This is a genomic window from Alteromonas sp. ABV4_515 (assembly GCF_056160345.1).
In genome coordinates this window covers 149,633-171,587 of record NZ_JBSWWZ010000007.1, presented here as the reverse complement: position 1 = coordinate 171,587, position 21,955 = coordinate 149,633, and the positions used below count along the sequence as shown (strand labels likewise).

Annotated in this window: 20 protein-coding genes; 11 read left to right on the top strand and 9 right to left on the bottom strand. The window is 48.9% G+C overall.

Annotated elements, in window-relative coordinates; all coding sequences use genetic code 11:
• Window positions 1-173: 173 nt before the first annotated feature.
• From ACXAGX_RS17130 to folB, 4 genes are read right to left on the bottom strand one after another with little or no spacing between them, the layout of a single operon-like run.
• Entirely contained in the window at window positions 174-545 is a 372-nt protein-coding gene (locus ACXAGX_RS17130; protein WP_070123836.1) for a histidine triad nucleotide-binding protein, read from the bottom strand.
• Window positions 546-563: 18 nt separating this feature from the next.
• Window positions 564-1,364 carry an undecaprenyl-diphosphate phosphatase gene (locus ACXAGX_RS17125; protein ID WP_474823024.1) on the bottom strand — a complete coding sequence of 267 codons (801 nt, stop codon included), beginning with the start codon at window positions 1,362-1,364 and terminating at the stop codon, window positions 564-566.
• Window positions 1,361-1,864, bottom strand: coding sequence for a 2-amino-4-hydroxy-6-hydroxymethyldihydropteridine diphosphokinase (gene folK, locus ACXAGX_RS17120; protein WP_474823021.1), 504 nt, complete (start codon window positions 1,862-1,864; stop codon window positions 1,361-1,363). Before folK ends, ACXAGX_RS17125 begins: the two co-directional genes overlap by 4 nt.
• Window positions 1,861-2,217, bottom strand: a complete 357-nt coding sequence (gene folB, locus ACXAGX_RS17115) for a dihydroneopterin aldolase (protein ID WP_474823017.1) — start codon at window positions 2,215-2,217, stop codon at window positions 1,861-1,863. Before folB ends, folK begins: the two co-directional genes overlap by 4 nt.
• A gap of 141 nt (window positions 2,218-2,358) precedes the next feature.
• On the opposite strand from folB, the gene plsY reads away from it, so the two are divergent.
• On the top strand, window positions 2,359-2,958 hold the full coding sequence (plsY, locus tag ACXAGX_RS17110; RefSeq protein ID WP_070123832.1) for a glycerol-3-phosphate 1-O-acyltransferase PlsY: 600 nt from the start codon (window positions 2,359-2,361) through the stop codon (window positions 2,956-2,958).
• Window positions 2,959-3,039: 81 nt separating this feature from the next.
• Window positions 3,040-4,206 carry an MFS transporter gene (locus ACXAGX_RS17105; protein WP_474839788.1) on the top strand — a complete coding sequence of 389 codons (1,167 nt, stop codon included), beginning with the start codon at window positions 3,040-3,042 and terminating at the stop codon, window positions 4,204-4,206.
• A 40-nt stretch (window positions 4,207-4,246) separates the two neighbouring features.
• Here ACXAGX_RS17105 and ACXAGX_RS17100 read toward each other — a convergent pair whose 3' ends face one another.
• The 4 genes from ACXAGX_RS17100 to tsaD form a co-directional block, all read right to left on the bottom strand.
• Window positions 4,247-5,497 (bottom strand): alkaline phosphatase family protein, encoded by a 1,251-nt coding sequence (locus ACXAGX_RS17100; protein WP_474839787.1) that lies wholly within the window; start codon window positions 5,495-5,497, stop codon window positions 4,247-4,249.
• Window positions 5,498-5,609: 112 nt separating this feature from the next.
• A complete protein-coding gene (locus ACXAGX_RS17095; RefSeq protein WP_474839786.1) occupies window positions 5,610-5,858 on the bottom strand; it encodes a DUF6482 family protein in 249 nt (82 codons plus the stop codon).
• Window positions 5,859-5,958: 100 nt separating this feature from the next.
• A complete protein-coding gene (locus tag ACXAGX_RS17090; protein WP_474839785.1) occupies window positions 5,959-7,062 on the bottom strand; it encodes an ADP-ribosylglycohydrolase family protein in 1,104 nt (367 codons plus the stop codon).
• Window positions 7,063-7,168: 106 nt separating this feature from the next.
• Window positions 7,169-8,182 (bottom strand): tRNA (adenosine(37)-N6)-threonylcarbamoyltransferase complex transferase subunit TsaD, encoded by a 1,014-nt coding sequence (gene tsaD / locus ACXAGX_RS17085; RefSeq protein WP_474839783.1) that lies wholly within the window; start codon window positions 8,180-8,182, stop codon window positions 7,169-7,171.
• Between the two features lie 282 nt (window positions 8,183-8,464).
• Here tsaD and rpsU point away from each other — a divergent pair, with 282 nt between their 5' ends.
• The 9 genes from rpsU (at window position 8,465) to tmpT (ending at window position 18,650) form a co-directional block, all read left to right on the top strand.
• On the top strand, window positions 8,465-8,680 hold the full coding sequence (rpsU, locus tag ACXAGX_RS17080) for a 30S ribosomal protein S21 (protein ID WP_070123829.1): 216 nt from the start codon (window positions 8,465-8,467) through the stop codon (window positions 8,678-8,680).
• 103 nt (window positions 8,681-8,783) lie between these two features.
• Window positions 8,784-9,233, top strand: a complete 450-nt coding sequence (locus ACXAGX_RS17075; RefSeq protein WP_474822993.1) for a GatB/YqeY domain-containing protein — start codon at window positions 8,784-8,786, stop codon at window positions 9,231-9,233.
• Window positions 9,234-9,444: 211 nt separating this feature from the next.
• Window positions 9,445-11,220, top strand: coding sequence for a DNA primase (gene dnaG, locus ACXAGX_RS17070; RefSeq protein ID WP_474839781.1), 1,776 nt, complete (start codon window positions 9,445-9,447; stop codon window positions 11,218-11,220).
• Window positions 11,221-11,510: 290 nt separating this feature from the next.
• Entirely contained in the window at window positions 11,511-13,352 is a 1,842-nt protein-coding gene (gene rpoD / locus ACXAGX_RS17065; protein ID WP_474839779.1) for an RNA polymerase sigma factor RpoD, read from the top strand.
• Window positions 13,353-13,506: 154 nt separating this feature from the next.
• Window positions 13,507-14,502, top strand: coding sequence for an N-acetyltransferase DgcN (gene dgcN, locus ACXAGX_RS17060; RefSeq protein WP_474839777.1), 996 nt, complete (start codon window positions 13,507-13,509; stop codon window positions 14,500-14,502).
• Window positions 14,502-15,491: an N-acetyl-D-Glu racemase DgcA gene (gene dgcA, locus ACXAGX_RS17055; protein WP_474839775.1), complete on the top strand. Its 990-nt coding sequence runs from the start codon at window positions 14,502-14,504 to the stop codon at window positions 15,489-15,491. Before dgcN ends, dgcA begins: the two co-directional genes overlap by 1 nt.
• Window positions 15,492-15,691: 200 nt before the next feature.
• Window positions 15,692-16,219: an NADPH-dependent FMN reductase gene (locus tag ACXAGX_RS17050; protein ID WP_474822976.1), complete on the top strand. Its 528-nt coding sequence runs from the start codon at window positions 15,692-15,694 to the stop codon at window positions 16,217-16,219.
• Window positions 16,220-16,421: 202 nt separating this feature from the next.
• Window positions 16,422-17,981 (top strand): sodium:solute symporter family transporter, encoded by a 1,560-nt coding sequence (locus ACXAGX_RS17045; protein WP_474839773.1) that lies wholly within the window; start codon window positions 16,422-16,424, stop codon window positions 17,979-17,981.
• A 33-nt stretch (window positions 17,982-18,014) separates the two neighbouring features.
• Window positions 18,015-18,650: a thiopurine S-methyltransferase gene (gene tmpT / locus ACXAGX_RS17040; protein WP_474839771.1), complete on the top strand. Its 636-nt coding sequence runs from the start codon at window positions 18,015-18,017 to the stop codon at window positions 18,648-18,650.
• Between the two features lie 196 nt (window positions 18,651-18,846).
• Here tmpT and ACXAGX_RS17035 read toward each other — a convergent pair whose 3' ends face one another.
• The gene (locus tag ACXAGX_RS17035; protein WP_474822968.1) at window positions 18,847-21,954 is read right to left on the bottom strand and encodes an efflux RND transporter permease subunit; all 3,108 of its coding nucleotides are present in this window, start codon (window positions 21,952-21,954) and stop codon (window positions 18,847-18,849) included.
• Window position 21,955 lies beyond the last annotated feature (1 nt).

Sequence of the window (21,955 nt, the reverse complement as noted above, 5' to 3'; positions counted from 1 at the left end):
TTGTCACTCTTTACAGCCAGCCAATCGACAAAGCCATCGTAATAAAAAAAGCAGTGCGACAATACTGAACCAAATACGCGTTTTAAAACAAAAAAGCCCCGTTCAATGAAGCTCCAAAGGGAGTACAACATTGAACGGGGCTTTTTTGAAAAACCACGCTGAACAATAAGCGCTTATTCCAGGCCTTGCTTCACTTTATCCGTGTACGGTGGCCAGCCCAGCGGCTTGCCAGCAAGAACATGCAGGTGAATGTGATACACCGTTTGTCCGCCAAACTCATTACAGTTCATTACTGTGCGAAAGCCTTGTTCTGCAAAGTCTTGCTCAGCGGCGACTTTGGCGGCAACGTAACTTAGGTGCCCAACAATTTCGCGATCTTCTTCAGTAATGTCGTTAATGGTTGCAATCGGCTTTTTCGGAATAACCAAAAAATGTACCGGCGCTTGCGGATTAATATCTTTGAATGCCAGCGCGATGTCATCTTCGTAGATAATATCGGCGGGAATTTCCCGGTTAATAATTTTGGTAAAGATAGTCTCTGACATCAGTCCCCCTTAGGTAAATTAACCAAATACAAACCACAGTAATACCGCACCTAACACCATGCGATAAATCACGAACGGCAACATACCAATGCGGGATATCCAGCTTAGGAACAGAAAGATACACAGATACGCGCTAATGAATGAGAATGCAGCACCGTAGAGTAGTGCACTCCAGTCTACAGGTGTGGTTGCCTGCACCAAATCAAAGGTCTTTAATGTACCCGCGCCCAAAATCACTGGAATCGACAGCAAAAACGAAAAACGCGCACAACTTTCGCGATTCAACCCTAGCATCAGGCCTGCGGTCATGGTGATACCTGAACGAGACGTCCCCGGAATAAGCGCCATAACCTGTGCCAAGCCAATGATCAAAGCTTGCTTCATGGTAATGTTTTCAAGCTCCATGGTGTGCTGCGCTTTCGCATCGGCATACCACAGCGCCAAACCAAATATTATCGTAGTAGCAGCGATGACCAGCGCAGTTCTGGCATTCATTTCAATCCAGTCATCTAACAGCAAGCCCACGATTACAGCCGGGATTGTCGCCAAAATGACATACCAGGCCAGTTTACTGTCGGTATTCTGATTTTTAGTAAAGCCGCGGGTAACCCAGGCGATGGTCATTTGGGTTATTTCATGACGAAAATACAACATAACGGCTAGCAAACTACCAACATGCACAGCAACATCAAATGCCAAACCTTGACTGTCCCAGCCAAAAAGTTCTGCAGGTAGCAATAAATGTCCGGAACTGCTGATAGGTAAAAATTCGGTAATTCCCTGGATCAGGGCAAGAATGATAATTTCGAAAAGCGTCATCCCTTAGAATCACTCCATGTAAAATCGATTGGCCATAGCCGTTGGGAAGTTTGATCGTATTCCTGCCACAACTGCCGGTAGGTTTTTCCTGCTTCGGGATGCACATGATCAGGGAGAAGTTCAGCAAGGGGTTGCAGCACAAATGCATTTTGCAGAATTTCTGCTCTGGGCAGTCTAACAGGGTGAGTTGTCACTACGTTGTCGTAGGTTAATAGATCTAAATCGAGAGTGCGAGCACAAAACTTTTTTTCACTGTGAGTACGGCCGTTTTCCCGCTCAATCGCTTTTAGCGTAGCAACCACCTCTTCCAAAGGTTTGTCGGTAGCAGCTGCAATCACGCAATTGTAGAAGGGCGAGCCATTGAAGCCCACGGCTTCACTTTCAAACATCCGCGACAGACGAATGTCAGAGAAATGGGCTTTTAAGTGCACCAGGCCATTTCGCGCATAATGGGTACGCTGAATATTGGTACCCAAACTGATGGTAATAGGGTGGCTCATTCGCCTCGCGCCTGACTAAATACCACCGTAACGGTATCGGCATCTGGCAAGATTCCTGGTTTTGTGATTCCAAGATGAATATGCGAGATCGGAAACGCCATAAACACCTGTTTCATTACATGCGCGCCTAACGCTTCAAGTAACTCAAAGGTCTGGTCGGCGGCAGCCTGCTGAATGGACTGAGCAAGCATGGCATAGTCAATGGTATCGCTCACATTGTCACTGGCCATGGCTGCCGTGAGATCAGCATCAACGGTAATATCAAAAATAAGGGTAGTTTTCTGAGTACGTTCCCAGTCATACACACCGATAAGGGTGTCGACCTTAAGACCAGAAAGAATAATCTGTTGCATAAAACGACGCGCTCGTATTGAAGCGTTTGAGTAATGGCCGCCACTTTACCACAACTGGCCTGAGGTTCACTAAACTCACTGGCAATTTACCTGCGATTCCTGTTAGTCTGCACGCAGGGAAACAAGGAGATCAACGCAGTAATGACAGGTTTGACGATATTGATGATCGGCGTGGCATACCTGATAGGGTCATTGTCCAGTGCTGTTGTTATTTGTCGCCTCTATGGACTTCCCGACCCTCGCACTGCCGGCTCCAATAATCCCGGCGCAACCAACGTTTTTCGTCTTGGCGGTCGCACGCCAGCAGCACTGGTGCTGTTTATGGACATATTCAAAGGCACGGTTCCGGTTTATTGTAGCTACTGGATGGGCATAGACCCCATCGCACTCGGTTTTATCGGTGTGTCAGCTTGCCTTGGTCATATATTCCCACTTTATTTTGGTTTTAAAGGCGGCAAAGCCGTCGCCACGGCGTTTGGCGTACTGCTTCCCCTTGGCCTGGAATTGGCCGGATTGCTTATCGCCACCTGGCTTGCCATCGTGCTTATTTTTGGTTATTCCTCGTTGGCTGCCATTGTCGCGGTAAGTTTGGCACCGGTTTTCACCTGGTTTATCAAGCCCATGTATACCGTTCCTGTGGTTATGCTGTCGGTACTCATCATTATTCGCCATAAAGACAATATCCTGCGTTTGCTCAAGGGCGAAGAGAGCAAGGTATGGGATAAAGTCCGTTTAAAATAATAGTGCCGGCTGTCACAATGCCATCATTCCTGCCCCCTTGTTCACCCCGGCTTCATCGTTAATTTTTCTCCGGAAGGAATTATGCCCGTTCAAACGCAGCATCGACTGCAGATCATTATCTTCGCGCTGGTTTGCGCCGCGTTCACCAATATCTATATTACTCAGCCTGTTCTACCGGTTTTACAACAAGACTTCGATACCGATTTAGTGCGGGTTTCACTCACCGTGTCAGCCGTGGTATTGGGTATCGCATTAGCTAATCTGCCCTTCGGGCTGATTTCAGATCGCTTTCCTATAAAACCCATTATCGCAATCGGCGGCACTGCCATTATTGTTTGTGGGCTTATTTGCGCTGCCACCGACAGTTTGAGTTTGTTGATTTCAGCGCGTTTTGTTCAGGGCATTTTCATTCCTGCACTGACAACCTGCATTGTGGCCTACTTGTCAAAAACACTTCCGCCAGCGAGCCTGAATGTGGTGATGGGTTCGTATGTGTCAGCAACTGTAGCCGGAGGACTGGGTGGACGATTACTGGGCGGCTGGGCATTTTCCCCTGAACACTGGCGATATGCGTTTGTTGCCACCAGTCTGCTGACGGCAATAGCCATTCTCGCTGCGTTGAAAGGGTTGCCGGCGCATCAGCAAAATAAGCAACAGACCACCGCGCCTGCAACCAGTTACCTTCGACTTGTTGCTCAATGGAAACTATTGCGCCTTTATCTTTGTGCACTGTGTGGATTCGGCATTTTTTCTTCGGTGTTTAACTTTCTGCCCTTTCACTTGGCCGAGCCAATGTTCGGCTTTTCAACACAAGACACCACCTTGCTTTACCTGGTGTACCTTGTGGGCGTGATGATTGGACCGGTAACGGGCAAACTCAGTAATCGGTTCGGTAGCGGCAACACCTTGCTGGTTGGCTCGGCGGTATTACTCAGCGCATTACTGATGTTGCTGTTGCCGTTTACGCTGGCCATTTTTGTGGGGTTACTGCTCTTCTGTGCGGGCTTCTTCACTATTCATGCAGCAGCAGTGGGTGCGCTGAATCGTAAATTGGACGCAGGACACGGCCGCGCAAATGCGCTGTATACCTTGTTTTACTATGTTGGCGGATGGGTGGGCATTACGCTATCAAGTTTTATATATCAGCATTTCGGCTGGACGGCACTCATTACTTGCCTGATCACGTTGCTGATAACGCCTGTTTGGACCGGTATTGCCGAGCGCAAACGCCGGGAAAACCTAGGATGAAACCGGTAAGCGCCGAGCACGAGTACCGGTAGGCAACACCTTATTTAATCAGCCCTTGCTCAAAGGCTTTGCTGCCGCTATCGGTTTGAGGTACGTATTCGAGCTTCATCACCTTCGCCAGCCCAGGGAAAACTTCAAGGTTTTTCATCGGAGGAAGGGTCACACCTTTCTTAAACGCAGGCCCTACGGCAATAAAAGTGGCGCCCATATCGTCCAAGGTGTTATCAAAGCCATGTGCGCCATGACCATCGTGGGCCTTCGCACCAACAAAGTAAGCCGGCGGTAACAGTTCAAGCATGATATCGCCGGTTCGGCTAGTTACCGGCATAGAAACTTCATCACGACGACTGTCACTCATCACCGTATAGCGGCCATCTGCTTTGTTCGCTAACTGAGATTTCAGTGCTTCAATTTGCTTCTTCGTGGTGTCTGGCTTGCCGTAAATCAACGTTTGCGCGCCGCGAATTTCCACGACAAAGTCATCAGAAATGCCAAGTTTTGTGACATCAATTTTGGCATCATCGTTTATTTCAGCCATTCCGTGGTCAGACACTATCACCAGATTAACCGGCACAGAGAGTTTCTGCAGGCGATCATATAGCTGACCTATCAACGCGTCCATTTTCTGCACCGCATTATAAGTTTCCTTCGCATTTGGTCCGTACTTATGACCAATGGTATCGGTCAGTGAAAAATAGCCAGCGATAAAGTGAGGACGGGAAACTTCAGGCAGTGATAGCCATTCTACAATCTGGTTCACGCGGTTCTGATAGTCTGCATATTTAGAATAGTGGAAGTGATAAGACGGCAGGTTACCGTTGATACGCGCATCCGATTCTGGCCAGAAATAAGTTGCGGCTTTAATGCCGTTAAACTCCACCAAATTCCAAAACGGCATACCCGAGAGCCAGGTTGAATCGCCGTAGCCTTTGCCCATGGAATAGCGGGCGTAGCTGTCACCCGCAGGACGGGATTTGTCATAAAACGCATTATTCACTATGCCGTGATTTACAGGCAGTAAACCGGTGATTAAAGAAATGTGGTTAGGGAAGGTATTCGACGGATACGCCGGAATCATTTTTTCCGCACGAACGCCGTTTTTCGCGATTTCGCCGATGCGCTTCGCCTGATGCTTTTCCACATAATCATGTCGAAAGCCATCCAGTGAAATCATCACCACAAAGGGCGTTTGATTTGGGCCCGTTTCTTCTGCCTGCACTGCACCTGTGATAAACATGACGCACAGTGCCGTCCACAATCCTTTGGTTTTCAGACCTTTAAATTTCAACATAGCGTTATACTGTCTTTTTTATTATAGGAAAAAAGACAGTATAAAGTTTGCAGGTTACAGCGTCATTTCATTTGCCGCACAATGGGGAAACTGGTCGAATCATAAATACCATCTACCACGCCACCTCAACATCCAGACTTTTTTCCTGATCCGCTGGCTGTCCTACCATCTCATCGTAAGGTGTAGATTGCTTAAGCCACACTTTGTCGAAATGCTTATCTGAAAAATGCTCACGAACCTGCTTCATCGATTCAAAGGTACGAGGCTTGCCATTATCGTCTTTAATTACAGTTTTATCGTTCTCTTTGCCAGTTGCCGCTACAAAAAAGCCACCTTCGAGAGATTCAAGGTAGAGGTTCATATTGTTCTCCGGTTTATTCCTTCTAAGTTAGTAATCTGAAAAAGCCCTACGTGATCATTACAATTAGGTAAGGTGCCGCACGACACAAAGACTCAGTTGGTTACTGTGACTCGGCTTTTACCTGCGCCGCCACTTGCCCACAAAGTTGTAATAAAGTCACTTTTTCCGTTAGCCCATCAATAAACCGCCCTGGAATCCCAGACAAACCAGCTTGTGCTCCAACCAATGCGCCGACAAGAATCGCGCGGGCCTGATTCTGGCCGCCACCGTTTACAGCATGTAACACCGCGTTTTCGAAATCGTCATTGAAACGCGCGGCCAGGTAGTAAGCAGCAGGCAGCTGGTGATAGATGGCACAAGGCATTCCATAAACCTGAGAGACCTTCCAGGCGGGTTCAATTCGGATAGTAGGATCGGCAGCAGCAGTTGCCATATAAGAAGGCGATAACAGTGCATCCGGCGAAGCAAAAGTGCCGGCTTCTGTAGACTCGGCTTTTTCTTTATCCGGAGGACCAAGATCATCTGAGGTAACAGCATGAAAGGGCAAATCTCCTGACTTCACTCTGGACATCAGCACACTAGAAATATTCTCATCCAGCCTATTGCCCTCAACCAAATAGCCGAGAACAGCGTTAAATGCCAAGGTCATCGATACCACTAATTCGTCGTTCTGCGTTAGAACGGTATTGCTTACCACCGAATCAGCCAGCCTCTTCGGATTTAGGGCATAGCGGACAGCAAGGGCCAGGGTGCGCTCTATCGCTTCGGTAGTATCTGCATCGTTACCGGTTTCATCCCAGCCTTTGCCTTGCTGAACGCGAATCTGCCAGGCTTTTCGAATCGACTGACTGGTGTAGCCACCGGGGCCATTCATGGGCGTACCGTCGAGTTGCGGAAATAATTCTTCATCAAGGCGTTTACAGAAATCTGCTTCGCTGTAATCCCCCTTGTCGGCAAGCGACTGCAGGAGCATTCTAAGGATGTAACCAGCTTGGGACTGGTCGCCGGCGTTTAGGCCCTCATGATAGCGACCTTTTTTCGGTGCGGTATAATCGGTGATCCAGGTGCCGTAATCTTTATGCTGTTCGCTGAGATCGTAATACCAGTGAGGACCAAGTGCGAGCGCATCACCAATAAATGCACCCATGAGCGCGCCAAGGCATCGATCGGTTAGAGGATCAGAAGTGAGATCTGAGATATCCATCGTAAGCTCCGTATTTCGTAAAATTTACGGTTGTTACGACGGACAGCCCTAAAGGTTTGTTTAAAAACGACCAACCTGTCTAAAAAGTAAGCTCAGTGTCCAGTTACTAAACCGGCGAGAGTGAATCCAGCGGCCAGCGTGGTTTGGCAGCGGCAGACAGGTCGCAGGTTTGCCCGGCTTTCAGGCGCTGCATGCCGGCGTAGGCAATCATGGCGCCGTTGTCAGTACAGAAGCCAAGACTAGGATAGAACACTTCACCGCGAAGTGATGTCATTAATGTTTGCATCGATTCGCGTAGATAGGTGTTGGCGCTTACGCCACCGGCGATGACCAGACGTTTGCGACCGGTTTGCTTGAGTGCGCGCTTACATTTAATGATCAGGGTATCCACCACCGCTTCCTGGAAGGCAAAAGCAATGTTGGCTTTAGTTTGTTCAGAATCGTCGGCATCACGAATGGTATAAGCCGCGAAGGTTTTCAGGCCGCTAAAGCTGAAATCAAGGCCGGGACGATCGGTCATTGGGCGGGGAAACTGATAATGCCCCCCCTCGCCCTTTTCTGCCAGTTTCGCCAGCAGCGGACCACCAGGATAATCCAGCCCGAGCAGTTTGGCGGTTTTATCAAACGCTTCACCGGCGGCATCATCGATAGACTCGCCTAGCACTTCATATTCACCAATACCTTTTACGTCTACCAACATGGAATGGCCGCCTGAGACTAACAGCGCCACAAACGGAAACTCCGGCGCATGCGCTTCCAACATGGGCGCGAGCAAGTGGCCTTCCATGTGGTGCACGCCAACAGCGGGAATATCCCAGGCATAAGACAATGCACGGCCAACGGAGGAGCCCACCAGCAGTGCGCCCACCAAACCCGGTCCTTGCGTGAAAGCGATGCCATCGAGATCGCTGCCTTCGGTGTTAGCATCTTTCAGTGCTTTCTGGATCAGCGGAATGATCTTACGAACATGATCGCGGGAAGCCAGTTCAGGCACCACACCACCATAATCCGCGTGCAGCTTTACCTGGCTATACAATTCATGGGACAATAATCCTTGTTCATCGTCATAAACAGCAATGCCGGTTTCGTCACAGGATGTCTCGATACCCAGAATGCGCATAGTTTTCCTCGTATTTCGTTGCAGATGAAGTTGCTTAGCCGTCGTATAAAAGACGATTCTGATAAGCAGAGCGGCAAGTTTACCCCTAATAAGCCGTTGAGAAAACGCCCAAACGCAGGATCGCGGTCACTTTTGAACGATCACTGGTCAATTTTTTAACAATTCCGGCTTTACATCTCTCTCAGAAAAGAATAGAATTTCGCACCATTTTTAACCCGGGTGTCGATTTAGCGCACACTTAACCACGCCCGGCTACATACTAAATTTTGAGGTGAGAATTTAATGCCTATCGTTAAAGTTAGAGAAAACGAGCCGTTTGATGTTGCTCTTCGTCGTTTTAAGCGCTCTTGTGAAAAAGCAGGTGTATTGTCAGAAGTTCGTCGTCGTGAGTTCTTCGAAAAGCCTACTTGGGAACGTAAGCGTAAGAAAGCGGCTGCTAAAAAGCGCCACATGAAAAAGCTGGCTCGCGAAAACGCACGTCGCGTAAAACTCTACTAAGATAGTGTTGGCTTTGACAAAGGTGCCTTATGGCACCTTTGCTGTCTCAGGCACACTGTAAATGTAACGCCCCTTCCCAAGCCCATCAGACAGAGAATAAATAATGGCTTTAATTGATGACTTAAAGAACGCGCAAAAAGACGCAATGCGCGCCAAGGAAAAGCTCAAGCTTGGTACTATTCGTATGGCACTTGCCGCTATCAAGCAAAAAGAGATCGATGAGCAAATCACTGTAGACGACGATCCAACTATCCTGGCAATTCTGACCAAGATGGTTAAGCAACGTCTAGATGCAGCTGCACAGTACGATCAGGCTAACCGCGACGATCTGGCCAGCACCGAACGAGCTGAAATCGTTGTTCTTGAGTCATTCTTGCCACAACCTCTGACTGACGATGAAGTGGCTGCACTTATCGAAGAAGCCATGACTGAAACCGGCGCAACCGGCATGCAGGATATGGGTAAAGTGATGGGTGTGCTGAAACCTAAGGTTCAGGGCCGTACCGACATGGGTGCACTGAGCGGAAAAATTAAAGCGCGTCTTAACGCGTAATTTTTCCTGATGTAAGCCTTAAGCAGCGGCTGAAACAGCATGTTTCAGCCGCTGTTTTATTTGTGGTACGAAAACATTATTTGGTTGCACCGTGCACATCCCCTGATTAAAGTATCTGGCATTCTGCTGATACAGATTTTTGCAAACATCCTTGGTTTGACGCTTATATTTTTCATGCTCTTTAATTCAAAACAGTAGGTTACCGTTTCTGATGTCCGGAAGAATTCCACGCGATTTTATTGATGATCTGTTGGCCCGTAGCGATGTGGTCGACATTGTAGACAGTCGTGTGAAGCTGAAAAAAGCCGGCAAAAACTATCAAGCCTGTTGCCCTTTTCACAACGAAAAAACCCCTTCCTTTACGGTAAGTCAGGATAAGCAGTTTTATCACTGTTTTGGTTGTGGAGCCCACGGCAACGCGATTTCTTTCATCATGGAATTTGATCGCCTTGAGTTTGTTGAAGCCATTGAAGAACTCGCCAGAATTCATGGCCTCGAAGTGCCCCGGGAGCAAAGCAGCCGCCCGGTCATGAGCGAAGAAAAGCGTCAGCAACAGCAAGATGACTACGCCTTGATGGAAAGCGTCGCCCGCTATTTTCAGCAACAGCTTCGCCAACACGCGAACAGCCAGAAAGCCATTGATTATCTTAAAGGCCGCGGTCTATCCGGTGATGTCGTCAAACATTGGGAAATTGGTTATGCACCGTCGGAGTGGGATGGTGTATTAAAAACCTTCGGCAAAGAGCACGAGCGCGTTAAGCAATTAATCGATTTGAAGTTGGTAAACCAGAATGATCGGGGCAAGACCTATGATTTTTTCCGCGATCGGATCATGTTTCCGATCCGGGATCGCCGTGGACGTGTCATTGGCTTTGGCGGCCGGGTGCTGGAAGGCGATGGCCCGAAATACCTTAACTCGCCGGAAACCCGCATTTTCCACAAAGGGCACGAGTTGTTTGGCTTTTATCAGGCCAAGCAAAGCCAGCGGCATCTGGATAAGGTCATCATTGTAGAAGGCTATATGGATGTGGTGGCCTTAAGCCAATTCGATATTAATATTGCCACTGCCGCATTGGGTACCGCTACCACCCCCGAACATCTCGGCATGTTGATGCGCGCGACATCCCATATTGTGTGTTGTTATGATGGTGACCGCGCCGGTCGCGACGCAGCCTGGCGCGCACTGGAAAATGCCCTGCCTGCATTAAAAGACGGCGTAAAACTGACCTTTCTGTTTCTGCCCGACGGTGAAGATCCGGATACTATGGTGCGTAAAGTGGGTAAAGACGCCTTCATGAATTTGCTTGATGATGCACTGCCCTTATCCCGATTCTTCTTTGAATCACTACTAAAAGAACATGAAGTGGGCACACCTGAAGGTAAAGTCGCACTGAAGGCAGCGGCACAGCCGTTGATTGATCAGGTACTTGGTGATAGTCAGAAAGCCATGTTGCAGGAAGAGTTAGCAAAACACGTGGGTGAGTACGACCGTTTTCGTCTGCAGCAAGATATGCAACAGGCGAATCAGGCTTCAGCCAAACCTAAACCTTCCAGCTACACCCAGCAAAAAACCCAGATTTCGCCGGTGCGGACCATGGTTAGATTATTACTGGATAACCCTGCTCTGGCTGCTGGGCACCCCGAATGCGCGCCAGCCGTTTTGGCTCACAGCGGCGTGCCCGGTATTAACGTACTTGTGGATATTCATCAGTACTGTGTAAATAATCCACAGTCAACTACCGCTCAGGTGCTTGAAAACTTCCGCGACCATCCCCATTCTCCTGTCATCGCGAAGTTACTGTTGCAGGAACACCTGATAAAGGATGACGATGCAGAGGCGGTATATTGCGACAGTTTTGCAAAGTTGCTCGATTGGCATTTCGATAGCAGGATTGAAACATTGATCTCCCGATCGCGTATGCAACCCTTGTCACAGGACGAGAAGACTGAACTGACCTTACTGATGAAAGAACGTCAAAAGCTATAAATGCTTTCGTTCTGGCGAAAAATCGCGCTGAACGTCTGGTCAAATTTAACGTTTTCCTGTTATACTGGCTAATTCGCCACAAACAGAATTGAATCAAACATCGGGCTGACCCTGATGCGACAATCAAAGTATTAGCTTTTGATTACTATGCATAAAACAGGCCTAAATTACAATAGCCGATGTTCTGACAGGTGCGGTAACAAACGACAGCAAGCATGGACAAGACGGAAAATTCCGGCGCTTGAACGTGCTTTTTTGCTTATTAATTAAATGTGAGAAGTGTAGGTTATATGGCTCAAAGCAAGCAGTCTCAGATTAAACTCCTTATTGCAAAAGGTAAAGAACAAGGTTACTTAACTTTTGCAGAGGTTAACGACCACCTGCCACAAGATATCGTCGATTCCGATCAAATCGAAGACATCATCAGCATGATTAACGATATGGGGATCCAGGTTTCAGAATCTGCTCCAGACTCAGACGAACTGCTGATGCAAGAAACCACTGCCGATGAAGACGCTGCCGAAGCGGCTGCCCAGGCACTGGCTACCGTTGAGAGTGAAATCGGCCGCACCACTGACCCGGTTCGCATGTACATGCGTGAGATGGGTACCGTAGAACTTCTTACCCGTGAAGGCGAAATTGAAATCGCTAAGCGTATTGAAGACGGCATCAACCAGGTTCAGTGTTCTGTTGCAGAGTACCCTGAAGCAATTACTTACTTGCTGGAACAGTGGGACTTGTACGAAGCAGAAGAAATTCGCCTTGGCGATATTATCTCCGGTTTTGTTGACCCTAACGATGATCAGGATCTCGCGCCAACGGCTACCCACATCGGTTCTGAGCTTCCAGCTGAAGAGTTGGACGACGAAGACGATGACGACAGCGACGACGATGACGACGACAGTGATGACGATGACAGCGGTGTTGATCCGGAATTAGCGCGCGAGAAATTCGCCCTGCTCCGTGAGCAATATCTGAAAACCCGTGGAGTTATCGAAACTAACGGTCGTTCTGACAAAAAATCACGTGAACAAATTAACGTTCTGAGTGAGATTTTCAAAGAATTTCGTCTGGTGCCCAAGCAGTTCGATCGCATGGTTAAAAACATGCGTGACATGATGGACAAAGTGCGCATTCAAGAACGTCTTGTTATGAAGTACTGCGTTGTGAACGCGAAAATGCCGAAGAAAGACTTCATCAAGGCATTTGCGGGCAACGAAACCACCACCGACTGGTTACAAGCAACACTGGCTTCAGGCGCGGCGTATACCGGTCTGCTGGAAAATTATAAAGAAGACATCGAGCGTTCAATCTCTAAGATGAACAGCGTAGAGCAGGAAACGGGTCTGGTTATCGCTGACATTAAAGACATTAACCGTCGTATGTCTATCGGTGAGGCGAAAGCCCGTCGTGCGAAGAAAGAAATGGTTGAGGCGAACTTACGTCTGGTTATTTCAATCGCGAAAAAATACACCAACCGCGGTCTTCAATTCCTGGATCTGATTCAGGAAGGTAACATCGGTCTGATGAAAGCGGTAGATAAGTTCGAATACCGTCGTGGTTATAAGTTCTCAACTTATGCGACATGGTGGATTCGTCAGGCAATCACACGTTCAATCGCTGACCAGGCGCGGACTATCCGTATTCCGGTTCACATGATTGAAACCATTAACAAATTGAACCGTATCTCTCGCCAGATGCTTCAAGAAATGGGTCGTGAGCCAACACCGGAAGAATTGTCAGAACGTATGGCAATGCCGGAAGATAAAATCCGTAAAGTGCTTAAGATTGCGAAAGAGCCTATCTCCATGGAAACGCCTATCGGTGATGATGAAGATTCGCATCTGGGTGACTTTATCGAGGACAGCACCATTATTCAGCCCCTCGATTCAGCTACCGGCGGCAGCCTGAAAGACGCAACCCAGGAAGTCCTGGCCGGTCTGACAGCCCGTGAAGCAAAAGTACTGCGTATGCGTTTCGGTATCGATATGAACACCGACCATACGTTGGAAGAAGTAGGTAAACAGTTCGACGTTACCCGTGAGCGTATCCGTCAGATTGAAGCGAAGGCGTTACGCAAACTGCGCCACCCAAGCCGCTCTGAGCAGTTACGCAGCTTCCTCGACGAGTAATCTTTCAGACACAATCCTTTGAAAAGCCACCGATTCGGTGGCTTTTTTGTATGAAGATTGTCGCATATCACTTTCCACTAGCAGTTTCCCGCTTGAATTCCCCACCCGCTTTCCTTTAAATGGTCTCTTACTATTAATGGTTTGTGGAGTAACGATGATCTTAACCCCGCCGTACCTGTTGTTTATCGGTGATGCAACCGACCCGCTGAGTATCAAAATGGCCAAAAGTGTGGCTGATTGGAATCCGGATGCCTGTATTGGCGAGTATGCCCTTCTTGGCTGCGAGGTATCTACCGGCTTACCTGCGATGACTATCAATGAAGCGGTGTCTCAGGGCGCAAACACATTCGTACTCGGCTTTGCCAATAGCGGCGGCTTTATTGATGAAGCCTGGGTTCCCACCATTGTTGAGGCAATTGAGGCAGGTATGCACGTAGTGAGCGGTCTGCACGACAAGCTCACTAACATTCCTGCCGTGGTTGAAGCCGCTAACCGTATTGATAGACAACTGATTGATATTCGTCATCCCACCACCCGTTTTAAAACCGGTAAAGGTATCAAGCGTAGTGGAAAACGCTTACTGACCGTGGGCACCGACTGTTCAGTAGGAAAAATGTATACCTCTTTGTCGCTTACCAGAGCACTTAATGAGGCGGGCAAGAAAGCCACGTTTAGAGCCACCGGACAAAGCGGTATTTTGGTGGCAGGTGAAGGCGTCGCTATCGATTGCGTGGTAGCCGACTTTATTTCCGGTGCGGTAGAAACCTTAAGCCCGGATAACGACGATGATCACTGGGACATCATCGAAGGCCAGGGTTCATTATCTCACCCGGCATTTGCTGGCGTGTCTCTGGGCTTGTTGCACGGTTCCCAGCCTGACGCACTGGTAATTTGTCATGCACTAAACCGCTCACATATGCGCGGATTACCCCACTACCCTCAGCCTACCCTTGAGGATGTAATTGAAATGACCACTAAGGCTGCCAGCCTGACCAACCCCGATGTGAAGGTTGTTGGTATTGCCGTAAACACGTCAAGTGTGAGTGAGGAAGAGGCACGGCAATATTGTGAAGATATCAGTCAAAAATTGGGCCTGCCGTGTACTGATCCGGTGCGCTTTGGTGTAAGCAACATTGTTGGTGCGCTCTAATGGCCTTAACCATTTCTGTTTACCACGAGAGCTTCACCTTGGCGGAAGTGTTTCGCATTTCCCGCGGTGAGAAAACTGCCGCAGAAGTGATTCGCGTGACCGTTAGCGACGGTCATTTTACTGGTCAGGGCGAATCTGTACCCTATGGCCGCTACGGCGAATCCATTGAATTGGTGACTGCTGAACTTGAGTCGGTAAAGGGAAAGCTGCGTTATGTGGAAGACCACGCACTGTTGCCCGATTTACTTAAAGCAGGCTCTGCCCGTAATGCCCTGGACTGTGCATTTTGGGATTTACGCGCCAAAATGAGTGGCAAGTCGGTGGCAGAACTAACGGAGTTAACGCTGCCTGAAATGTGCGTTACCGCACAAACCATTAGCGTAGATACGGTTGAGAACATGCAGGCGTCAGCACGTAAACTGGCTGGCGCTCCGGTAATAAAGGTGAAACTTGACCCCAAAGCGGTAGTGGAAAAGATTGCCGCAATTCACCAGGTCACACCAAACAGTCAATTAATTGTAGACGCTAACGAAGGCTGGTCGGTGGATGTGCTTAAAGCCGTTGCCGACCAACTGAAAGCCTGCAATGTCGTATTGATAGAGCAACCATTGCCTGCTGCAGAAGACGCGGCGCTGGAAGGCTATGAATGCCCAATACCGCTTTGTGCCGATGAATCCTGTCATACCGCAGATAACCTCGAAACACTACGTAAGCGTTACCAGAGCGTTAACATTAAGCTGGATAAAACGGGCGGCCTTAGCGAAGCCATTGACCTACTTCAACGCGCCAGAGAACTGGGTTTTACGGTAATGGTAGGTTGTATGGTGGGCACATCACTGGCGATGGCTCCCGCTTATTTGCTATGTGAGGGCGCAGAATTTGTCGACCTCGATGGCCCGCTGTTAATAGCGGATGATCGTCCGAACGGGTTTAGTTTTAGCGCCGGGAAAATGTGGCAGCCTTCGCCATTCCTCTGGGGTGTAAAATAGGCTGGCACTATATTGTGGTGCATACATCACGCCATTCATCACTCTTTGGCAACGCGGAGTTCATACAAAGTACGGATGATCATTTTAAGGTGAACGTTCGTTTCATAAAATCGAACGTTTTGTCTGGTATTTAGCAATTACCCAAAAGCGTGAAAAACCGTATTGTATAGTGAACAGAAACTCAGAAAGGATTTTAATAAATGAAAGTTGTAGCTTTTGGTGCCAGTACTCACAAAACCTCTATTAACAAAGCATTAGCGACTTATGTTGCCGGCCTAATCGACGGTGCAGAAGTAAAGGTACTCGATATCAACGATTACGAGCTGCCGCTTTATACACAGGACCGCGAAGAAGAACTGGGCAGCCCTGAGCAGGCTAAACAGTTTCTTGCAGATATCGCCTCCGCCGATGCGCTGGTTATTTCTTTTGCCGAACACAACGGCCATTATCCAGCGGCTTTTAAGAGCTTATTCGATTGGGCGAGCCGTACAAATCGCGAAGTATACGCGCACAAACCAGCTGTTTACCTGTCAACATCACCAGGCCCAGGTGGCGCGAAATCAGTGCTTGGCGCAGCAGTGGCCTCTGCAGAATTCTTTGCCGGTAACGTAAAAGCCAGCGTATCTGTGCCTAACTTCTACGATGTATTCGACGTAGAAGCTGGTAAAGTAACCGATGACACAGTGAATGCAGAATTGAAAGAAGCCGTTGCTAAGCTATCCGCTTAATCAACACGTTCTTATTATTTCATTTAAGAGGCAGCTTAGGCTGCCTTTTTTGTTTCCGTCCCTTTTGTTGAACAATTCCCCATCTCCATCGGTATAAATCCCAACCACAATTCAGCGACTTGCTGTGCTAAGGTGGTGAAGTGCCTGAGCAGTAAACGGTATTTTGCGAACTTATCCGTAGATAATAAAAAAGGGGAAAAGGATGACCTGGCTCGACTACCTCATTGTAGGACTCTATTTACTTGGCTTGCTCTGGCTGGGGTTACGATTCCGTCATCAGGAAAGCGGGCAGGAATACTTTCTCGGTGGACGTTCTCTGGCCTGGCCCACACTCACGCTTTCAGTAATGGCGACCCAACTTTCGGCCATCAGTTTTATCTCAGCCCCTACATTTGTCGGCCTTCGTGAAGGTGGCGGGCTAATTTGGTTAAGTTACGAGCTTGCCCTGCCCCTTGCCGTTATCGTTATGCTGTGGCGCTTACTCCCGACCTTACACAATGCCGGTGTGGTGAGTGTATACGATTATCTCGAACAGCGGTTTTCCCGCTCCACTCGTCTGCTCATCAGTTTTGTGTTCCAGATAAGTCGCTCCTTTGCCACCGCCATTATGATTTATGCCATTAGCCTTATTCTGCAAGGCACCATGGGGCTGAACCAACTTCACGCCATTTTAGTCATTGGGGTCATTACGCTAATTTATTCTGCCATGGGTGGTATGAAAGCGGTGGTTTACGGCGATGCGATTCAGATGATATTAATTGTTGCCGGTGCAGGATTATGTCTGTGGGCAGGCTTGGATGCCGCCGGTGGCTGGCAGCAAGTCATGGACATTATTCCTTCTGAACGCTTGCAGGCTGCGAACACAGAAACCGCGGGCGTGGATGGCAGCGACTTTGGTTTGCTGCCGATGATTTTTGGCGGACTGGTGCTTTACGCTTCTTACTATGGCTGCGACCAGTCTGAGGCACAACGTTCGCTGTCCAGTCACAGTATCAGCGATTTGAAAAAGATGCTGCTCACTGTCGCTTTCCTGCGTTTCCCCATCACCGTGCTGTATTGCGCTGCGGGGTTAGTGATTGGCGCAGTGGTGCTGACTACCCCGGAGTTACAAGCGCAGATCCCCGCTGACGAGCCCGACTGGATGATGCCGATCTTTATCGTTAATTATTTGCCTGCGGGCATTGTCGGCATTCTTGTGGTGGCGATTCTGGCGGCGGCAATGTCTTCGCTGAGTTCCGCCATTAATAGCCTCGCCGCGGTGACCACGGAAGACATCTGCCGCATCACTGGTGCAAAACCTGACGATGAAAGCTACCTGAAACGAGCACGCATCACAGGTACGGTGTGGGGATTAATTACACTGGTACTTTCGCTATACGCAGGCAACATTGCGCCTACGGTGATTGAAGCCATCAACAAAATTGGTTCGGTGTTTTACGGCCCAGTTTTAGCCACCTTCCTTGCAGGCATACACAGCCGCAAAATATCTCCGGTTGCGATGAATATTGGGCTGTTAGCCGGTGTGGGTACCAATGTCTTTTTATGGCTCAGCGACAGCACTCTTTTCTGGTTCTGGTGGAACCTCATTGGCTTTGTCTGTACGCTGGTTGTAGCATGGTTATCGAGTTTTATTTTACCAAACGACAGTGCCCACAAACTGACGTCTGTTAGAGGAATCAGCTATCAGGCAGCAGCGGTTTTAGTCGCATGGTCAGGTATTCTTACATTAACAGTGATTTACCTGCCGGACTGGTTAAGCTAATCTGCCAACATCTAAACTGATAAGGAATGGAAGATGGATCCAGAATTCTGGTTAATGAAGTGGCATAACAATGAAACCGGTTTTCATGAACAGGAAGCCAATCCTAACCTGACCAAAAATATTCATCGATTATCGCTGGCACCAGGCAGCCGAATTTTTGTGCCGCTTTGTGGTAAAACGCTGGATATTCCGTGGCTGATCAAACAGGGCTACTACGTGGTGGCAGCCGAACTCAGTACCATTGCCATTGCGCAATTGTGTCAGCAACTGGATATTATTCCTGACAGCACAAAAATGGGTGACATCACACGCTACGACGGCCCAGGTTTTACGTTGTTCGGCGGCGATATTTTCCATATTACTCCCGACATGCTGGGCAACATTGATGCGGTTTATGACCGTGCAGCACTGGTAGCCCTGCCGTTTGAAATGCGGGTACGCTACACCAAACACCTGCGCGACCTCACAGGCACTGCCCCACAGCTGTTGATCACTTTCGATTATGATCAGCAAAAAATGGACGGCCCTCCCTTTGCAGTAATTGCCAATGAAGTGGAACAACACTACATCGACCATTACAGCATTACCTTGCTACACGGCAGCGAAATCAATCTGAAAGGCAAAGTAGATGCCCAAGAAAACGTGTGGCTGCTAAAGGCTGGCGCTTAGAAGCTTGCGGAGTTCGGATTCAAAACACGGCGTGAACCCATCCCTGGGGCCTCGACTGCTGCTTCCCTGCGGCAGACGGTTTTGAATCCAAACTCCTCACAGCTTTCGCGCCAGCCTCACATACATCTCATAAAATTTGACCAGCAGCGTGTTCCGAATTTTAAATGCGTAAGGCTTCCACAGCACCGGCCTTAAGCTACTCCAAATCCCCTTTGCGGTAGGGAATGGCGGCGTCTTCTTCGGCCAGTCTTTTGGCTCGGGTTTCTGGTGAGCCGGTATTGCGAGCAAAGGTGGCGTAAGCCGTTGGTACGATGTACAACGTCATGAATGCCGATACGATTACCCCAGCAAAAATCACCATACCAATGACCATACGACTTTCAGAGCCCGGGCCACTGGCAAGAACCAGCGGCAGCGAGCTGAATACCGTGGTGAAACCAGTCATCACGATAGGCCGCAATCGCTGGGCGGCGGCGCGACGTAGCGCTTCTTCAAATTCCACACCGGCATCCCGCAGTTGATTGGCAAACTCGACAATCAGAATCCCGTTTTTCGCCGCAAGACCAATGAGCATCACCAGTCCAATCTGGCTGTAAATATTGAGTGTCATACCGCTCAGATACAAACCAATAAAAGCCCCCACCAGCGCCAGTGGCACCGTGAGCATGATCACAAAAGGATGCACCCAGCTTTCAAACTGCGCAGCGAGGATTAAATACGTTACCGCCAGTGCCAGGATAAACACAAAGATAAAAGAACTTCCCTGCTCGTGGTAAAGCTGGGATTCCCCTTTGTAGTCCACAGAAGCAGCATCGGGTAATTCGGTACGTACAATGTTTTCCAAATAAGCCAAGGCTTCGCCGAGCGTGTAGCCTTCCGCTAAATTAGCTTCAATGGTTATAGCACGCATGCGGTTGTAGCGGTTAAGCACCGCCGAGGTTGCCTGCTCATCTACAGTTAGCAGGTTGTCCATGGGAATGAGCTGACCGGTGCGCTGGGAACGCACATACAAATTGTCGATACTGTTGGGACTACGGTAGTCTTCCTCAATGCCTTCCATGATAACGTAATACTCTTCACCACGGTCCAGGTAGGTCGAGACACGTCGCTGCCCCAGCATAACTTCTAGTGTACGTCCGATATCAGAAATAGAAACGCCGAGGTCGGCCGCCCTGTCACGGTCGATATTCACCTGCAACTGCGGGGAGGTATCTTTGTAGTCAGAATCTACGCGTACTAAGCCAGGGTTTTCACGGGCTTTATCCAGAATAATATCCCGCCAGCTCACTAAGTTTTCGTAGGTATCGCCCTGAAGAACAAATTGCACAGGCTGTCCGGCTCGTCCGGCGATGCCACTACGCATCATGCCGAAGGTTCGCACGTCGGGAATGGCATCCAGCTTTTTGGTCACTTCGTTCATCAGCTCAAAAGAGGTGAAATCACGCTGATCCCAGGGTACTACGCCAACCACTGCAAGGCCTGCGTTAGTACCGAAGCCTGGCGCTCTTACCAGCAGTCGATCAAAAGTGCCTTCCTCTCGATAGGGCATGAGAATTTCTTCGATTTTGCGTAAGTTAGCCGCATTACTTTCGAAGGATGCCCCTTCCTGACTCTTCATCAAAATGTAAAATGTGCCGCGATCTTCTTTGGGCGTAAACTCGCTGGGAATTTTGCCGAACAACTGCCAGATAAGCGTTAACGTTATGACAAAAAGTAAGGCCATCAGCCAGGGCTGGTGAATAGTTTTTCCCAAACTACGATGATAAAGCCCTTCAATTGACTGAAAACGTTTGTCCAGCCAGTTACCAAAGCCACTATTACGGGTTTGTTTTTTGAGTAACTTCGAGGCCATCATGGGCGACAGCGACAGAGCGGTAAAACTGGAAAAGGCCACTGCAGCGGCCATAGCCAGTGCGAACTCGGTAAATAACCGCCCGATATTTCCCTCTAGAAATACCAGAGGCACAAATACCGAGATCAGCACCAGCGTGGTCGCGATTACCGCAAAACCTACCTCTTTGGTACCGCGATAAGCTGCCAGTAATGGCGTTTCCCCCATTTCGATGCGACGGTGAATGTTTTCCAGCACCACAATTGCATCGTCCACCACTAATCCAATACCCAGCACCATGGCCAGTAACGTTAAAAGATTGATAGAGAAGCCGAGCAGGTACATCACGATGAATGCCCCAATCATAGACACAGGTACAGTAACTGCGGGTATGAGCGTGGCGCGCACGTTGCCAAGGAAAAGGTAGATCACCAAAACCACCAGCAGCATGGCGATGATAAGGGTGTTGTACACTTCGTTGATAGATTCTTCGATGAATACGGAAGAATCGTAGCTGGGCACAATAAAGATATTGTCCGGCAATGTTTCTTCTATTTTAGCGATTTGCTCTTTGGCTGAACGCACCACGTCCAGGGTGTTGGCTTTAGACTGTTTAATGATCCCCAGGCCAATCATGTTTACCCCATCACCACGAAACTCACTCTCGTCGTCTTCCGGGGCAAGTTCCACTCGGGCTATCTCGCCTAAACGTACCAGGTAGCCTTCCGAACCTACCGCTACGGTGAGCTGGGCAAAGTCATCGGGTGTCAGATAAGAACGGGCTACACGGACTTCGAAATCGCGATCATTAGACTCAACTTCACCGGCGGGGAGCTCTACGTTTTCCGAACGAATAACGTCTTCAACATCAGTTACTGTAATGCCACGGGCTGCCATAGCATTGCGATCGAGAAAGACTTTCATTGCATAAGTACGCTGCCCACCCAAACGCACCCGCGCCACGCCTTCTGCAATGGACAGACGGTCAACCAGAAAACGCTCGGCGTAGTCTGTCAGTTCCATGGTGTCGAGGTTGGTACTGCGCAGGTTAAACCACACTACCACATCTTCATCGGAGTTGGCTTTAGCGACTTCTGGCGGGTCGGCTTGTTCTGGCAGATTATTCAGCGCCCGGCTAACCCCTTCGCGCACATCGTTAGCAGCAGCATCGATGTCGCGGGTAAGCTGAAATTCAATGGTAATTTGTGAACGGCCGTTTCGGCTGCTTGAGGTGATATTTTTAATGCCTTCAATACCGCTAATGCGATCTTCCAGCAATTGGGTGATACGGGTTTCGACAATATTAGCTGAGGCGCCATCGTAGTTCGTCGTGATCGAAACGATGGGCGGGTCGATATCCGGGTATTCCCGTAGCGACAACATGGAAATAGCCACAATCCCGAAGATTACCACCAGCAGGTTGATTACTGTGGCAAAAACCGGACGCTTAACGGAGGTATCTGATAACCACATG

What these genes read in the sequence shown, in the direction of transcription:
- rpsU (WP_070123829.1), top strand. Translation starts at nt 8,465, where the DNA reads ATGCCTATCGTTAAAGTTAGAGAAAACGAGCCGTTTGATGTTGCTCTT.
- tsaD (WP_474839783.1), bottom strand. Translation starts at nt 8,182, where the DNA reads ATGCGCATTCTGGGTATCGAGACATCCTGTGACGAAACCGGCATTGCT.
- rpoD (WP_474839779.1), top strand. Translation starts at nt 11,511, where the DNA reads ATGGCTCAAAGCAAGCAGTCTCAGATTAAACTCCTTATTGCAAAAGGT.
- ACXAGX_RS17095 (WP_474839786.1), bottom strand. Translation starts at nt 5,858, where the DNA reads ATGAACCTCTACCTTGAATCTCTCGAAGGTGGCTTTTTTGTAGCGGCA.
- plsY (WP_070123832.1), top strand. Translation starts at nt 2,359, where the DNA reads ATGACAGGTTTGACGATATTGATGATCGGCGTGGCATACCTGATAGGG.
- ACXAGX_RS17125 (WP_474823024.1), bottom strand. Translation starts at nt 1,364, where the DNA reads ATGACGCTTTTCGAAATTATCATTCTTGCCCTGATCCAGGGAATTACC.
- dgcN (WP_474839777.1), top strand. Translation starts at nt 13,507, where the DNA reads ATGATCTTAACCCCGCCGTACCTGTTGTTTATCGGTGATGCAACCGAC.
- ACXAGX_RS17130 (WP_070123836.1), bottom strand. Translation starts at nt 545, where the DNA reads ATGTCAGAGACTATCTTTACCAAAATTATTAACCGGGAAATTCCCGCC.
- folB (WP_474823017.1), bottom strand. Translation starts at nt 2,217, where the DNA reads ATGCAACAGATTATTCTTTCTGGTCTTAAGGTCGACACCCTTATCGGT.
- ACXAGX_RS17100 (WP_474839787.1), bottom strand. Translation starts at nt 5,497, where the DNA reads ATGTTGAAATTTAAAGGTCTGAAAACCAAAGGATTGTGGACGGCACTG.
- ACXAGX_RS17050 (WP_474822976.1), top strand. Translation starts at nt 15,692, where the DNA reads ATGAAAGTTGTAGCTTTTGGTGCCAGTACTCACAAAACCTCTATTAAC.
- dgcA (WP_474839775.1), top strand. Translation starts at nt 14,502, where the DNA reads ATGGCCTTAACCATTTCTGTTTACCACGAGAGCTTCACCTTGGCGGAA.
- ACXAGX_RS17105 (WP_474839788.1), top strand. Translation starts at nt 3,040, where the DNA reads ATGCCCGTTCAAACGCAGCATCGACTGCAGATCATTATCTTCGCGCTG.
- ACXAGX_RS17090 (WP_474839785.1), bottom strand. Translation starts at nt 7,062, where the DNA reads ATGGATATCTCAGATCTCACTTCTGATCCTCTAACCGATCGATGCCTT.
- ACXAGX_RS17045 (WP_474839773.1), top strand. Translation starts at nt 16,422, where the DNA reads ATGACCTGGCTCGACTACCTCATTGTAGGACTCTATTTACTTGGCTTG.
- ACXAGX_RS17075 (WP_474822993.1), top strand. Translation starts at nt 8,784, where the DNA reads ATGGCTTTAATTGATGACTTAAAGAACGCGCAAAAAGACGCAATGCGC.
- dnaG (WP_474839781.1), top strand. Translation starts at nt 9,445, where the DNA reads ATGTCCGGAAGAATTCCACGCGATTTTATTGATGATCTGTTGGCCCGT.
- tmpT (WP_474839771.1), top strand. Translation starts at nt 18,015, where the DNA reads ATGGATCCAGAATTCTGGTTAATGAAGTGGCATAACAATGAAACCGGT.
- folK (WP_474823021.1), bottom strand. Translation starts at nt 1,864, where the DNA reads ATGAGCCACCCTATTACCATCAGTTTGGGTACCAATATTCAGCGTACC.
- ACXAGX_RS17035 (WP_474822968.1), bottom strand. Translation starts at nt 21,954, where the DNA reads ATGTGGTTATCAGATACCTCCGTTAAGCGTCCGGTTTTTGCCACAGTA.